Raw genomic sequence first — 15,781 nt, forward strand, 5'->3', positions numbered from 1 at the left:
TACTTACCTCCTAGTTTATCGGGTGATAAGTAGTCTGTCTATTAATATTAAAGTAAATAAGATAGAAGTGGCGAGATGTTTTTATTGTACGCAATATACAGTCGATTCATCGCACGAGAAAAGGCTGTATAAAGTATTTTTTGATCTCTTACGTCGTTATAATGCTCACTTGACGCACCCCAGAGTAGCACATTATCAAATTCAAGACCTTTAGCTAAGTTAATACTGGTCACCTGTACATCCAATAACTCGTCAAACCAATGTTCAAGTAATGCTTTTTCGTCCTCTGTTTTAACAATAATGGTTAATTTTTCGCCGTTCAATTCTGTTAAAATATCCGTTACAACTTGGTTGATATCAGATAACTCGTTATACTGAATCAGCACAGGTTCTTCTCCTTGTGGTCTGATTGGCACAATTGTTGCATTTTTTGATAAAGATAACTCATTAAATGCTTTCGTAATAGCCCCTGTCGAACGATAACTCGTCAATAGTTGATAGGTCGTCAATTCCTTACCATCAGAGGTAAACAATGCTTCAATTGCTTTAAATGGTGTATTGGTATTGAAAATAGCCTGATTCTCATCCCCCACCATAGTAAAATCACTTTTTGGAAACAACAACAGTAAAAATTGTAACTGTGCTGGAGTGTAGTCTTGCACTTCATCCACTAAGACAAATCGCATATTTGGCATAGTAAGTCGTTCTACGTAATAATGTGTAATCGTCAATATTGCAATAGCTTCATCTAGCGTAATAGGAGCCATTTGTCTTTGATACGTGACACCTGAAAAACCTTTGAATAGCTCATTAAATAAAATCTCCTGATTTAGCCAACGATAACGATTGATTTGCTGCGTTACTTTTTTATATTTCTTTCTTAAAAGTTGTTCAGCATAGCGTGTTAAACTTTTTTCAGAATCATCTTGGATTAAATGACCAAAGTATTTTTCTTGTTGTTCTTCTGTTAAAGATGTGACTTGGTCATGGATTTTTTTAGTTCTAGATTGTTGGATTAAACGTTGATTCCAACTGCTTAACAAGCGTTGTTTTACTCCTTGTACTCGGTCAACATGCGGACTATTGTTTGGTGTTTCATCAAATAATTGTTTGATATGTTCTTTTGAAATAATCGTTTTATCACGTAATGTAATATCATCAAACAATTTACTGCTATCAAACTCACGATAAACATTATCTTTTATGTAATGAATAAACTGACCATCTCTTAAATACTCTGTTTCTTTTGACATGCTTTCTTTAGAAATTCGTTTGAAATAATGTTCTTCTGACTCAATATGTCGACGCATATAACTTTGAGCAAATTGTAACAGTGTCATGTTGCGTGGATTTTTTTCTCCTAATGACGGCAATACGTCTGACACGTATTGGATAAACGCTTTGTTTGGAGACAGTATCAACACATCTTCAGAGGTAATTTCATCTTGCATATTATATAGTAAGTACGCGATTCGTTGCATAATAGCTGATGTTTTCCCACTACCTGCGACTCCATTGACTAACATATAAGGCGTACTTGTGTCGCGAATAATCACATTTTGTTCTTTTTGAATTGTCACTGTGATGTCACGCATTTTTTTGGTATCATCTTTTGCTAAAGCATCGAGCAATACATCGTCTTGAATCGACACCATCGTATCGAAATAAGTAATCAGCTTGTCTTTTTCAATGACAAATTGACGTCTTTCTTCAATAGATGTTTCAATGGTATTTCCTCTCACGTTATATGATGAAGGGCCTATTTCATTATTATAAAATAGTTCAGCTATTGGAGAACGCCAATCATAAATCAAGTTATCATTATTAGCATCTGAAAAACCATGCATCCCAATATAAAAAGACTCTGGCTCTTCTTCATCTAAAAAGTCGACTTTAATTTTTCCAAAATATGGATTTTCTAATAATCGATTAACTTTATCTAAAGTAACTTCCCCATTTCTAATTTTGATATTATATTGATCAATTTCACGATTTTTCATTTCTATTTGAGAAAAACTATCTAACTTATCAGATATGCCATCTACATTTAGTTTAATGTCTTCTGTAATTTTGCTCATCATCGTTTGACCAGATTGCTTTGTTTCATTTAACCACTCACTAAGTGTTTTTTGTGTTTTCTGCAACTGATGATACGTTGATTTCAAATAATCTTCTTCTTGTTGTCGAATTTTTTCAGACATTGATGTTCATTCCTTTCAACATGGAACTGCATTATTAAAGAATAACCATATCATCATTTTTTTTCTAAGACAAGATAAGAACACTCGTTTAGCGAAATAATCTAAAAAACTGCGGTAAATACTTAAAAAGTATCCCCACAGTTTACTATATTTTTATTTATACATATGTAATGGATAAGTCGTAAATTCTACTTCGTTTAATTTTTCTGCTGTGATAAATCCTGCTGGTGCTTGTAATAATGAAGGAATGCGATTCACAACAGTCGCACATGTATGAGCCACAGTATCTGGTTTTTCAACTGAGAATACCATATTTGGTTCACCTTCAATCACCCAGTCACACATATCGCCATCAGTTTCCCCATATACTTTACCAATACACTCTACTTCTAACTCTGGACCTTGGATCGTTTTCACTATTGTCACTGCAGACATTCCAACAGCATCACCTTTAGGAATCGTTTTACCTAATGTTTCTGAATACACGTCTTCATCTAAAACAAATGGTACATTTTTTTGTGAAATTGATTTAATGGTCCAATTCATTTTAGCACAAATGCCCTCTGCAGCATTCCACATATATGATGGTAAACTTTCTGCTTGTGCTACTTCTGTCTCAAATTGTTCTAGCGTTAAACCAGCACCATGTGCTTTTGCTAAAGCCAAGCCATAATCTTCTACATTATAACTTGCTGCTCCTTTAATTTTTTTAATGCTGTTCATACCAGCCATCATTAAACTCGGCATGTTTACCCAGTAGATGTCTTGCATACCACTACCAGTAATTGTTACGTGATGTTCTTTTGCTAATTTATCTAAATAATTTGTTTCAACTGGTGATGTATTCCATGGATAAATCGCTTCTTCACAAGTAGTGATAACATTCACATTATTCTTTAAACATTTTTCAAAAAATGGTGTCATCTCAGGCATATAACTAAAGATTGTTACGACAGCAACATCAGCGTCAGTTTCTTCTAATACTTTATCTGCATCATCAGAAATAAGTATACCTGTTTTACGTCCTAGTTTTGCAAAGTCACCTATATCAGTCCCTACAAGGTTTGGATTGTTATCAATAGCACCAACAATTTCTGCTCCATGCTCAACTAAATAACGAACCATAACCTCTGCCATTTTACCGCATCCGTATTGAATTACTCTTATTTTTTCTAACATTTCGTATCCCTCTTCCTTTTGTTATTTTATTCACATTTATAGTATAATGTCTATAGTAACTATACAGTCAAGGAGAGTTTTTATGAAAAATTTAATTCGTATTGGAGAATTTGCTAAATTAAATAATATGTCTATCCAAACATTAAGATATTATGAAAGTATTGATCTATTACATCCCTACTATATAAACCCAGAAACAAATTATCGCTATTATCATTTATTACAATCACCTATTATTGATAGCATTCAGTTTTTAAAAAGTTGTAATCTTTCACTAGATGATATCAAACATCTTCTAAATGAAGAAACGCCTGATGAAAAGATACACGAAACATTGGCATTAAATCTTGACGCATTAAAAGAACAACAAAAAAAGATTCAACAACAAATCAATATCACTGAAACGTTTTTAAATAATAATATGATTTACCAAAAAAATAGAGAAATTCAATCTTTTGAATATCAATCATTTCCAACTCGTTACCTATATACGTACACAATTGATACCAATATCTATGATTTATCTAGCATGGAGTACGAAAGTTATCTGAGACAGTTCAAACAGTCACTTGCAACACATCATTTACCTAATCTACAGTTCAGTCATGTTGGCTCTATCATCAAACAAACTGATTTACTTCAAGATAATCTTTACTCCAATACTTTTTTTGTTTTTTGTTCGGCTGATTTGAAACATTTACCAAATGTTGTGACTTTAAAATCTAGTGAATTTGCGATTGATTACTGTCAGTCTTTCGATGAAGAAAAAAAGATGTTTCATACCTTTAAACACAAAGTGACTACCTCACACAGACGAATTAATGGGGACTATTTATGTGAAGTTGTCAGAGAAATGCCACACACTTCAAAACTAGAGAGAAATATGTTTATTAGAATCCAAATACCAGTTAGTCAATAAAAACCTTTTTGCATTTCAGTTCTTTTTTTAGTACGATAGCGATAATAAGTAACGTAGAAAGGGTCGAGCAATATGGTCAAACATAAAAAAATTATATTACCTAAGTATCAACAAGTAGCAATTGAAATTGCTGAACGAATTGATACAAATTACTATAAAGTTGGTGACAAAATTCATGCCAGATCAACTTTAGCTAATACTTTTAGCGTATCACCCGAAACAGCAAGAAAAGCTGTAAATATTTTAGTTGATGTTGGTATTATGGAAGTGAAGCATGGAAGTGGTGTCATTGTAGCATCAAAAGAAAAAGCAACCTCTTTTTTATCACAATATAAAGATGTCCAAAACATTGAAGAAATCAAACAAGACTTACTAATGAATATTCAACAACAAAAAAAAGAATTGGATGACTTAACTGATTTAGCGAATTTACTTGTTTCACAAACAAAAAAAATTAATCATGCTAATCCTTTACTACCTTCAGAACTGATTTTAACTGAACATGCAAAATACTTAGAGAAAACCATCAAAGACTTAAATCTATGGCAAGAAACATCGGCTACAGTTGTGGCGATTTTACATGAACAACAATTACTCATCTCCCCTGGTCCTTACGCAAAAATCTCTGCAGGTGATACATTATATTTCATTGGAGATGAGTTTTCCAAACAACGCCTTTCAAACTTTTTTTATCCATCATAATCCTAGTTATATCAAGCCTTATTATCATTTTATTTTCAGAAAATATGATAATAAGGCTTTTTTATCTTTGACAAAGTGACCATTTCGTTATAACATAGTGTGGTCACTTCGAGTAAAAAAGAATTTATATAAAGGAGTTTTGTAATGACTAAAGTAAAAGTTGAAAATTTGACCAAAATTTTTGGTAAAAAACAACAACAACAGGTTGCTTTACAAATGGTAAAAGAAAAAAAATCTAAAACAGATATTGTCAAAGAAACTGGGGCAACTGTTGGTGTATATGATGTTAACTTTGATGTTAAAGAAGGCGAGATTTTCGTTATCATGGGGCTTTCTGGTAGTGGTAAATCTACATTAATTCGTTTAATTAATCGAATTATCGAACCAACATCTGGTGATATTTATATTGATGGACAAGATATTGCCAAACTTGATAAAGATGAATTAAGAGAAGTAAGACGTCATAAAATGAGTATGGTATTCCAAAACTTTGGACTGTTTCCTCATCGTACTATTTTAGAAAATACAGAATATGGTTTAGAAGTTCGTGGCGTTGAAAAAGAAGAACGACAACAACGTGCCGAAAAAGCGTTAGAGAATTCTGGCTTACTTACTTTTAAAGACCAATACCCTGATCAATTATCAGGTGGGATGCAACAACGTGTAGGATTAGCACGTGCCTTAGCAAATGATCCAGAAATCTTATTAATGGACGAAGCCTTTTCAGCACTTGACCCATTAATTCGTCGTGAAATGCAAGATGAGTTAATTGAATTGCAAGATAAAGTAAAAAAAACCATCATCTTTATCACCCATGATTTAAATGAAGCATTGAGAATTGGGGATAGAATTGCATTAATGAAAGATGGTCAAATTATGCAAATTGGTACTGGTGAAGAAATCCTAACAAATCCAGCCAATGATTACGTCCGTGAGTTCGTTGAAGATGTTGACCGCTCAAAAGTCTTAACGGCGCAAAATATCATGGTACCTGCTATTACAACAAATCTTGATATTGATGGACCAAACGTTGCTTTACAACGTATGAGAAGTGAAGAAGTCAGCATGTTAGTCGCAATAAATAAAAAACGTGAATTGTTAGGTACTATTACAGCAGATGCTGCAGCACAGGCTAGAAAAAACAAACAAACACTACAGGATGTTTTAGATAAAAATATCATTACTGTAGACAAAGACATGTTAATTAGTGATATCTTCCCTCTTATCTATGATTCTCCAACGCCTCTTGCTGTTATTGACAATGAAGATAACGATCGTTTATTAGGTGTTGTAATTCGGGGAAGCGTAATTGAAGCTCTAGCTGATACTACTGATGAAAACGAGGTGATGGATAATGAATAGTTTATTAATGAACGCTTTACCAGTTGCAGATTGGGTGGAAAATATAACGGATTGGTTTACAAATACCTTTTCTGGATTATTCTCTTTAATTGAAACTTTAGGGAAACAAATAATGGGGGGCATGACAAATTTATTAACTGCCATTCCACCACTGATTTTTATTATTTTAATGACTGCTCTAGCTTTCTATATTTCGGATAAGAAAAAGGGGCTGACTATTTTCACATTCCTTGGTCTATTGTTTATTTTAAACCAAGGTCTATGGGCTGATTTAATGAATACAGTAACTCTCGTTTTAATTTCAAGTGTTCTCTCTATTATTATTGGGGTTCCTCTTGGAATTTTAATGGCAAAAAGTGATAAAGCACAAGCTGTTTTAACTCCTATCTTAGACTTTATGCAAACAATGCCTGGGTTTGTTTATCTAATCCCAGCAGTAGCGTTCTTTGGTATAGGAATGGTTCCAGGTGTATTTGCTTCAGTTATATTCGCATTACCACCAACTGTTCGTTTTACAAATTTAGGAATTCGCCAAGTCCCAGAAGAATTAGTCGAAGCAGCCGATTCATTTGGTAGTACAGGGAAACAAAAATTATTTAAATTAGAATTACCGTTAGCAAAAAGTACTATCTTAGCCGGTATTAATCAAACAACGATGCTTGCCCTATCAATGGTTGTTATTGCATCAATGATTGGTGCTCCTGGATTAGGTCGTGGTGTATTATCTGCTTTACAAAGAGCTCAAGTTGGTAATGGATTCGTTAATGGTTTAGCTTTAGTTATTTTAGCGATTATCATCGATCGATTCACACAATATGTTAATAAACCACGTGCTAAAAAAGCAAAAGCCACAAATCCTAAGCAGAAAAAAGTAACAATTATTGCTGCTGTTGTCGTTCTAGTTGCTGCCATTGGGTCATCTATGTTTCTATCTTCAAATAAATCAAGTGATAAAAAAATTAACTTGGCTTATGTTGAATGGGATTCAGAAGTTGCCTCAACACATGTATTAGCAGAAGTATTAAAGCGTCAAGGCTTTGACGTTGAAACAACACCACTAGATAATGCTATTATGTGGGAATCTGTTGCATCAGGAAAAACTGATGCTAGTGTATCTGCTTGGTTGCCAAGTACCCATAAAGCTCAAGCTGATCAATATAAAGACAAAATTGATATTCTTGGTCCAAACTTAGATGGAGCAAAAGTTGGTTTAGTTGTTCCTAGTTATATGGATGTTTCTTCTATTGAAGATTTATCAAACCAAGCTGATAAAACTATTACGGGCATTGAACCTGGAGCTGGAGTCGTAACAGCTGCTAATAATACAATTAAAGCTTATCCAAACTTAAGTGATTGGAAAGTTGAAACATCTTCTTCTGGAGCAATGGTAGTTGCTCTTGATCAAGCAATCAAAAATAAAGAACCAATTATTATTACAGGTTGGACTCCTCATTGGATGTTCTCTAAATATGATTTAAAATATTTAGAAGATCCTAAAGAAGCGATGGGCGCTCCTGAACAAATTAACACATTTACTCGTTTAGGGTTGAAAGATGATTCGCCAGAAGCTTATAAAATCCTAAAAAACTTCAACTGGACAACCGAAGATATGGGAACAGTTATGTTAGCTATTAATGAAGGAGAAAGTCCTGAAGTAGCTGCTAAAGAATGGGTTGATAATAATCAAGATAAAGTAAATAGTTGGTTAAAATAGAACAACAAAAAGCTCGCCAAAATTATGGCGAGTTTTTTTATTTGTCCTCATTTGAAATAGCTTTTTGAGAAACTCTTGCAGTTAGAAAACTACCTAATAATATCACTATAATACTACCTATCATGACAGGCTCTGATTCAAACCATTTTTGTGTCTGCGGCAATCTACTTACTATAGTAAAAAAAGTAATCCCCCACCCAAAAACTAAATAACTATAATAAGGTTTGTTTTTTCTCTTAATAATATAATACGACATGACTATCATTGCTAACACTATAACAATCATTGATACATATAAAGGAACTGGAAGAGATAAAAACTTATTTCCTATCATAACCGAACCAATGTAGCCCACTGTTAACAATCCGCCAATAACAAAAGTACCGATATATTCTAGAATTTTTGATTGCTTACTGACTTTAAACGTCATTTTTTCTAAATATTTAAACACACTAAATACTAACAACATGCTGAGTAGTCCATTTAATAAAATGGTCAAAATATTTATTGAAGGATTTCTTTGTGTGAGTGTACTAAATAAAGAAAATCCTGAACTAATTCCAAACACCATATAAAATATGGATAATTTTTTTCTTAAAGGAACTTGTGGCATCTCTTTAAACAACTCATCTAAATAACTTTTCGGTTCTTTACCGAAATAATCTTCAGCTGAAATGCCTGATTCTTGTGCATCAAGTAAATCATATAAGATGTTTAATAATGCAGTTTCGATCATCTCATCATCACCAAATAATCCTTTAAATCGTGTATATAGTAATATCTTTTCATAATATTTTTTATTTTCTGGTGTTAATTTATCTCTTAACTCATTATTTTTTTCAATCATTTCCTCTATCATTACCTTATCCCCTTTTTAATATGACATTCACAATGTCACTGAGTTTTTCCCATTGATTATTAAACTCTTCCAAACGGTCTATTCCCTCTTCTGTGAGCGAGTAATACTTACGATTTGGACCATCTGGCGAGGCTCTTAGTTCACCAGAAATCATATGTTGCTTTTCCAATTTTTGTAATAAAGGATACACTGTCCCCGCACTTAAATCGGTGAACCCAAACTGAATTAATTTTTGAACTAATTCATAACCATATGTTGTCTCATCTTTTAAGATAGATAGTACACACCCTTCGAGAATCCCTTTTAATAATTGAGTTTGTTTCATGTTTTCCTCCACTACTATGTCATACCAACTACTGAATATAATATATCACAATACAACTACTATGTAAAACATAATAGCATACAAAAAAACTGACCCCATAATCGGAATCAGTTTTTTTAGTTATTGACGAATCAAATAATCAAACGCGCCTAAAGCAGCTGTTGCACCACTTCCCATAGAGATAATAATTTGTTTGTACGCACTATTTGTACAATCTCCTGCAGCAAAAACGCCTGGAACATTAGTCATACCATGACTATCAACTAAGATTTCACCACGATCTGTTGTGTCAATTGTGTCTGGTAACCATTCTGTATTGGGTACTAACCCAATCAAGATGAACACACCGCTGACATTTAATTCATGTTGTTCTTTAGTATTAACATCTTCATAAACTAATTTTTCAACACTATCACTACCCTCAATTGATTTAGTTGCCGCATTCGTTATCACAGTAACATTAGGTAGTGAATGTAATTTATCTTGTAACACTTTATCGGCTTTTAATTCAGGTAAAAATTCTAGTACATAAACATGTTTCCCCATACCAGCTAAATCAATAGCAGCCTCAATACCAGAATTTCCTCCACCAATAACCGCAATATCTTTGCCTGCAAATAATGGGCCGTCACAGTGAGGACAATAGGCAATCCCTTTATTTTTAAATTCTTTTTCACCAGGTACATTGATGTTTCGCCATCTAGCACCTGTTGAAATAACTAATGATTTCGTTTTTACCACTGCTCCGCTTTCTAGAGACACTTCAACAAAATCATTTTTCTGAATATCTTTTGCTCGTTGATTTTTCATAATATCAACATTGTATTGTTTCACATGCTCTTCGACTTGATTCATCAACTGTGGGCCTTCTATATAAGGTGTGCCAATGACATTTTCAATACCTAATGTATCCATCACTTGGCCACCGAATGTATCAACTACCATTCCAGTGCGGATTCCTTTTCTTGCTGCATAAATTGCGGCAGCTCCACCAGCAGGTCCTCCACCAATCACAAGCACATCATATGGATTTTCTTGATCGATATCACTGATATCAACACTACCAAGAATTTTTTCTAAAATAGTACTCAATTCCATACGACCACTTGAAAATTCCTCACCATTTAGAAAAACGGTAGGCACTGCCATGACTTTTTTCTCATTAACTTCGTCTTGATACATACCGCCTTCAATCATCGTGTGAGAAATGTTTGGATTAACAACACTCATAATGTTTAGTGCTTGAACGACATCTGGACAATTATGGCATGTTAAACTAACAAATGTTTCAAAACTCATTGGCTCATCAATTTTTTTAATCACATTAATTACTGAGTCTTCAACTTTAGGTGCACGTCCACTCACTTGTAATAACGCTAAAATAAATGATGAAAATTCATGTCCTAAAGGCAGTCCTGCAAACGTCACACCACTTGTTTGACCTGGTTGATTAATCTCAAAACTAGGTGTTCTTTTTAATGTTTCTTCAACCAGTGTTAATCGTGGTGACAACTCACAAACTCCTGTTAGGAATTCTCTTACTTTATTTGAAGAGTCACTCTCATCCAAACTCGCTTTAAACTCTATGTCGGATTCAAGTAATTCTAAATACTGCTTTAATTGAGCTTTTGTGTCATTATCTAACATATTTTTCTCCTTATATTTTTCCGACTAAATCAAAACTTGGTTTTAATGTTTCACCATTTTCTTTCCATTTAGCAGGACAAACTTCGCCTGGATTTTCACGTACATATTGTGCTGCACGAATTTTATCAACTAAAACACTTGCTTCACGTCCAATACCATCAGCATTGATTTCAATTGTTTGAACAACACCATCTGGATCAATAATAAATGTTCCACGTTGTGCTGCACCTGCTTCTTCATCTAAAACGTCAAATTGGCGTGAAATGGTATGTGATGGGTCTGCTAACATGATGTATTCAATTTTACCAATCGCATCAGATGTATCATGCCACGCTTTGTGTGTAAAGTGTGTATCTGTTGAACAAGAATAAACTTCCACACCTAACTCTTTCAATGTTGCATATTGCTCTTGTAAGTCTTCTAACTCAGTTGGACAAACAAACGTAAAGTCAGCAGGATAAAAACAAATAATACTCCATTTACCTTTTAAATCTTCATTAGAAACAGAGATAAATTCTCCTTTGTGGTAAGCTTGTGCGTTAAATTCTTCTACTTCTTTTCCAATTAATGACATAATAATAACCCTCCATATATTTATTCGCTCTAATTTAAATGAGCCTTATTTATAATCATTGTAAACAAATAATCTTTTTAAGTCAAACATTAACTTATATAACTGACAACATTCATTAAAATAACACATATTATACATTTATATACTTTTAGCCTATTCTTATTATCACCTAATAACCAGTGACAAACGTTTATTATTTCGTTAAAATGAACTTAGTAAACTCTTTCATTACAGATATAGAGAGGTGTCTTGTGTTTTCAACAATTGTACTACCCTTAGATGGTTTAATAACGGATACAACTTATCTCCACTATGAATGTTTCCTAGATGCTTGTCGTTCTTTTAATATAACTATTCCAAACGAGTTGTCTTTTGAGGAACAAAAAGTATTTCGAAATCATCAGTGGTTAGAAGAGATAGATAACTTGTCACATCAACAAAAGGAGGAACTCATTCTAGAAAAAAATAGGTTATATGATGACGAATTAGACGATATTGATGACGACGATATTTATCCTGGAATTCTCGCATTAATAACTGACGCTCATAAACAAAATGTATTGATTTATGCGGTATCTGACGATGACTTGGCAAATAAATTAATCGAGCAATTAGAACTACCGTCGTATATTAAACTAATCACATCAAATGACTTAAACAAAGTGACATATGATATTCTTGTTATAGATGATTTAGTAACTCTTAATGCTATGGATAATAAACCAATAATATCCATACTGTTATCACAGAATGACCTATCATATTCAACTGATTTCACCATTCAAAATACCGAAGAGTTAACATTATGTTTTTTTTAAAAAATTTGGGAGGAAACCAATGACTTACAATATTACTCACGATAAACAAACAGATATCCATTATATTACCGTTACAAAATCAAATCACAGTGTCACGTTCGTTGATTTTGGGGCTAGAATTCAAAAATGGATCACTCCAGATAGATTTGGTAATAAAGATAACATTTTACTTTCACCAGATACTCCGGAAGAAATTATCAATGATACTGCTCAATTTGGTGCACTAGTTGGACCTGTAGCTGGACGTATTAAAGAAGGAAAATGGAATGGGTATCAATTTGAAAAAAATAATGGGAACCATCACTTGCATGGAGGCAGTAATGGCTGGTGGCATCAATTTTGGGCATTTGATATTGAAGAACATGACGAAGGTACGATTGTTCATTTTATGTTAAAAGACACATTAACAGATTATCCCGGACCAATTTATGTCAAAAATTCTTATAAAGTAACAGATGACGCAATTGAAATGACAACAAGTTGCCACTCTGACAGTGATACAATTGTCAATCCTACTAATCATATTTACTTTAATTTAAATGGTAAGGATAAACAAGATATCACCAATCATCTATTAACCATCCACGCAGATAGTATTTTAGAAACAGATGACGAAACGATTCCTACGGGAGAATTACTTGACGTAACGAACACTGGTTATGATTTTAGACAACCTCGCTTACTAAAAGAAGCCCTAAATTCTTTACCTAACGGCATTGATGATGCTTTTTTACTGACATCTGAACAGCCTCAAATTATATTAAGTCAACCAGATAATGGAAGAAATATTCAGCTATTATCTGATAGGCAAGCTGCTGTTGTGTTTTCTACAACAGGATTTGCTACTGATCAATCAGTATCGGGAGAAAAAATGCATTCTCAATTAGGCATCGCAATTGAGACTCAGGAACTACCTGATGTGGTAAATCATCCTCACTTAGGAAATATTGATCTCAAAAAGCAACAAATTAAAACGTGGCATACTACCTATCAATTCTTTGTTTGATGACATTAATAATCAAAAGGTCAGCCAAAAAGTCACTTTTTAAAATAAAAATCACCAAATTAATAAAACAAAAGTCCCATAAAGTCAGTGTTTTAATAAACTGTTTTCATGGGATTTTTTTTATTTTACGTCTTTTAGGTCACCCTCTTTTTATATTGTTTCTATAAAATTAATTGCAGCTCCGATTAAATTAGCATCATTTTTAAACTGACATGCTGATACTACTGGTGTGATGTGTTGCAATCGAACACTTGCTAACTTTTCATATAACCTTTTTTGTAATTCATCAATCACTTCTGGTCTTTCTGAAATAGCCCCACCAACGATAATCATCTCTGGATCCAAAGCCACTTGTAAATCATATAGTATTTGAGAAATGTTTTCATACATCGTATCCAATAATTCATTGGCTAGTGGATCTCTTAAACTGGCTAATCTAAACAATTGTTTTCCATCAATTACTTCGCCAGTAACTTTTTCATATGCCTTAGTCGCCTTAACAATTGTACCTGTTTCACTCAATATTCTATTTGTATGATTTTTCATCAAACCAAATTCTCCACCAAATAAGTGAGCTCCTTTATAAAGGGAACCATTAATAAATACTGCTCCACCAACACCCGTTCCTAAAACAAGAAATAGTGCGTGATTGACATTTGTCCCCACTCCACAATTCATCTCAGCAATCCCTGCACAATTCGCATCATTTTCAATTCGAATTGGCAATTTAAAAGCTTTTTCAAATATATCAAATATCGGGCAATTATGAAGATATGGTACTGCACTAATGCCATCAATTATCCGAGCCTTAGCATCAACCACACCTGGAGAGCTGATAGCTACTCCTTCTACATCTACCGGGTAATGGTTGATTACTTTCTTCATTTGTTCAATTATTGAATCTAAATTTTTGGGAGTAAAAAATTGTGTATTAAACGATAAACTGCCATCTTCCCACAAACCACATTTTACTGCCGTTCCTCCTATATCAAATACAGCCAAATTTGTCATATTAACACCTCAAAATCCATTATTTTTAGATAATTCTTTAAACCATAATCCGCTTTTTTTTACAGTACGTTGATAGTTATTTTTTAAATCCACACGATAAAAACCATAACGATTTTTATACCCATTTAGCCATGACCAACAATCTACAAATGTCCATGTATGGTAACCAAAACAATTGCTACCTTCTTCAATTCCTCGATGTAGGTATTCTAAATGCTCTTTCATAAACTCAATTCGATAATTATCTATTATCATACCAGATTCATCCATGAAACGCTCTTCATCTGCGACTCCCATCCCATTTTCTGATACATACCAAGGAATATTACCATAATCGTCTTTCATCATTATAGCCACATCATACATCGCTTCTGGATAAATTTCCCATCCACGATAAGGATTAATCCTCTTGTCAGGCCAATCGTATGACTCATAAAAATCCGTCGGAAAAATAGCTGGGTGTCGAATTTCTCTAGGTGCTTGAACTCTCATTGGTTGATAATAATTTATTCCAATAAAATCAACAAGATTACGAGAAATAGCTTTTTTATCATCTGATAAAATATCAGGTGTTAAATCATTTTCTAATAATAGTTCACTTAGTTCAACCGGAATAGTCCCTAATACACATGGATCTAAAAAACTTTTTATTATCAATAAATCAGCTTTTCTTTTTGCTTCTTGATCTTGTCTTTTATCACTTTTAGCATATGTAGGTGTCACATTTAATATAATACCAATTCTACCATCATTTTGAGTATCACGAAATGCTTGAACTGCATAAACATGTGCCATCAGTGTATGAAAACCAACTTGAATTGCTTTTTTTAAATCAATAATAGCTGGGTAATGATAACCATAAAGATACCCACATTCAATATGAACGAGTGGTTCATTAAATGTTACCCAGTCACTCACCAAATCACCAAATAACTCAAAAGCTGTTTTAGCATAAAAATGAAATGCTTCGACTGATTCCCTTGTCTCCCAACCACCTTTTTCCATTAGCCACCAAGGCATATCAAAATGAAACAAATTAACGATTGGATGAATCCCTTCATCTAACATTGTTTGAAAGTAATCTCGATAAAACATCACAGCTTCTTGATTAATCTTTTTCCCATCCGGTAACAATCTTGCCCATGAAATAGAGGTACGATAAGAATTTAATCCAATCTCTTTCATTCGTTTAATATCATTAATGTATTCCTCATACACATTAGACGTGTTTTCCGGTCCTTCATTTGCATGAAATTTCTCAGGATTTAACTCAAACCATTTATCCCATGTTGTCGCACTTTTTCCATTACCTAATGAATGCCCTTCTGTTTGAGGTGCTGATGCTGCTGATCCCCATAAAAAATTAACTGGAAATTTTAACATGATACCCACTCCTTATCTCATTATCTTTACTATCTATTATAAAATAAGATATATCTTTTATAAAGAAAAACATCTAAAAAA

Annotated in this window: 14 protein-coding genes; 6 read left to right on the top strand and 8 right to left on the bottom strand. The window is 33.3% G+C overall.

Features of this window, described 5'->3' with window-relative positions; all coding sequences use genetic code 11:
* Window positions 1-47: 47 nt before the first annotated feature.
* Window positions 48-2,201, bottom strand: coding sequence for a HelD family protein (locus BW731_RS02435; RefSeq protein WP_079345397.1), 2,154 nt, complete (start codon window positions 2,199-2,201; stop codon window positions 48-50).
* A 153-nt stretch (window positions 2,202-2,354) separates the two neighbouring features.
* Window positions 2,355-3,380, bottom strand: coding sequence for an NAD(P)H-dependent amine dehydrogenase family protein (locus BW731_RS02440; protein ID WP_079345399.1), 1,026 nt, complete (start codon window positions 3,378-3,380; stop codon window positions 2,355-2,357).
* Between the two features lie 82 nt (window positions 3,381-3,462).
* On the opposite strand from BW731_RS02440, the gene BW731_RS02445 reads away from it, so the two are divergent.
* From BW731_RS02445 to BW731_RS02460, 4 genes are all read left to right on the top strand, one after another.
* Window positions 3,463-4,299, top strand: coding sequence for a MerR family DNA-binding transcriptional regulator (locus BW731_RS02445; RefSeq protein ID WP_158080140.1), 837 nt, complete (start codon window positions 3,463-3,465; stop codon window positions 4,297-4,299).
* Window positions 4,300-4,371: 72 nt separating this feature from the next.
* Window positions 4,372-5,001 (top strand): TrkA C-terminal domain-containing protein, encoded by a 630-nt coding sequence (locus BW731_RS02450; RefSeq protein WP_079345403.1) that lies wholly within the window; start codon window positions 4,372-4,374, stop codon window positions 4,999-5,001.
* Window positions 5,002-5,145: 144 nt separating this feature from the next.
* The gene (locus tag BW731_RS02455) at window positions 5,146-6,363 is read left to right on the top strand and encodes a quaternary amine ABC transporter ATP-binding protein (protein ID WP_079345405.1); all 1,218 of its coding nucleotides are present in this window, start codon (window positions 5,146-5,148) and stop codon (window positions 6,361-6,363) included.
* On the top strand, window positions 6,356-8,077 hold the full coding sequence (locus BW731_RS02460; RefSeq protein WP_079345407.1) for an ABC transporter permease/substrate binding protein: 1,722 nt from the start codon (window positions 6,356-6,358) through the stop codon (window positions 8,075-8,077). The genes BW731_RS02455 and BW731_RS02460 overlap by 8 nt, the downstream gene beginning before the upstream one ends.
* 37 nt (window positions 8,078-8,114) lie before the next feature.
* On the opposite strand, the gene BW731_RS02465 is transcribed toward BW731_RS02460, so the two are convergent.
* From BW731_RS02465 to ahpC, 4 genes are all read right to left on the bottom strand, one after another.
* The gene (locus BW731_RS02465; RefSeq protein WP_079345409.1) at window positions 8,115-8,936 is read right to left on the bottom strand and encodes a DUF1129 domain-containing protein; all 822 of its coding nucleotides are present in this window, start codon (window positions 8,934-8,936) and stop codon (window positions 8,115-8,117) included.
* A gap of 4 nt (window positions 8,937-8,940) precedes the next feature.
* Window positions 8,941-9,261, bottom strand: coding sequence for a PadR family transcriptional regulator (locus BW731_RS02470; protein WP_079345411.1), 321 nt, complete (start codon window positions 9,259-9,261; stop codon window positions 8,941-8,943).
* Window positions 9,262-9,381: 120 nt separating this feature from the next.
* Entirely contained in the window at window positions 9,382-10,908 is a 1,527-nt protein-coding gene (ahpF, locus tag BW731_RS02475; protein WP_079345413.1) for an alkyl hydroperoxide reductase subunit F, read from the bottom strand.
* 10 nt (window positions 10,909-10,918) lie between these two features.
* The gene (ahpC, locus tag BW731_RS02480) at window positions 10,919-11,482 is read right to left on the bottom strand and encodes an alkyl hydroperoxide reductase subunit C (protein WP_079345415.1); all 564 of its coding nucleotides are present in this window, start codon (window positions 11,480-11,482) and stop codon (window positions 10,919-10,921) included.
* A 251-nt stretch (window positions 11,483-11,733) separates the two neighbouring features.
* Here ahpC and BW731_RS02485 point away from each other — a divergent pair, with 251 nt between their 5' ends.
* Together BW731_RS02485 and BW731_RS02490 are read left to right on the top strand one after the other, a co-directional pair.
* Window positions 11,734-12,300: an HAD hydrolase-like protein gene (locus tag BW731_RS02485; protein ID WP_079345417.1), complete on the top strand. Its 567-nt coding sequence runs from the start codon at window positions 11,734-11,736 to the stop codon at window positions 12,298-12,300.
* A gap of 19 nt (window positions 12,301-12,319) precedes the next feature.
* Window positions 12,320-13,306, top strand: a complete 987-nt coding sequence (locus BW731_RS02490; RefSeq protein ID WP_079345419.1) for an aldose epimerase family protein — start codon at window positions 12,320-12,322, stop codon at window positions 13,304-13,306.
* Window positions 13,307-13,456: 150 nt separating this feature from the next.
* Here the strand turns inward: BW731_RS02490 and BW731_RS02495 are convergent, their stop codons facing one another.
* On the bottom strand, window positions 13,457-14,317 hold the full coding sequence (locus BW731_RS02495) for an ROK family protein (RefSeq protein ID WP_079345421.1): 861 nt from the start codon (window positions 14,315-14,317) through the stop codon (window positions 13,457-13,459).
* Window positions 14,318-14,326: 9 nt separating this feature from the next.
* Window positions 14,327-15,700, bottom strand: a complete 1,374-nt coding sequence (locus tag BW731_RS02500) for a glycoside hydrolase family 1 protein (RefSeq protein ID WP_079345423.1) — start codon at window positions 15,698-15,700, stop codon at window positions 14,327-14,329.
* Between the last annotated feature and the right edge of the window lie 81 nt (window positions 15,701-15,781).

It is taken from the genome of Vagococcus martis (assembly GCF_002026305.1).
In the GTDB taxonomy this organism is placed as follows: Bacteria; Bacillota; Bacilli; order Lactobacillales; family Vagococcaceae; genus Vagococcus; species Vagococcus martis.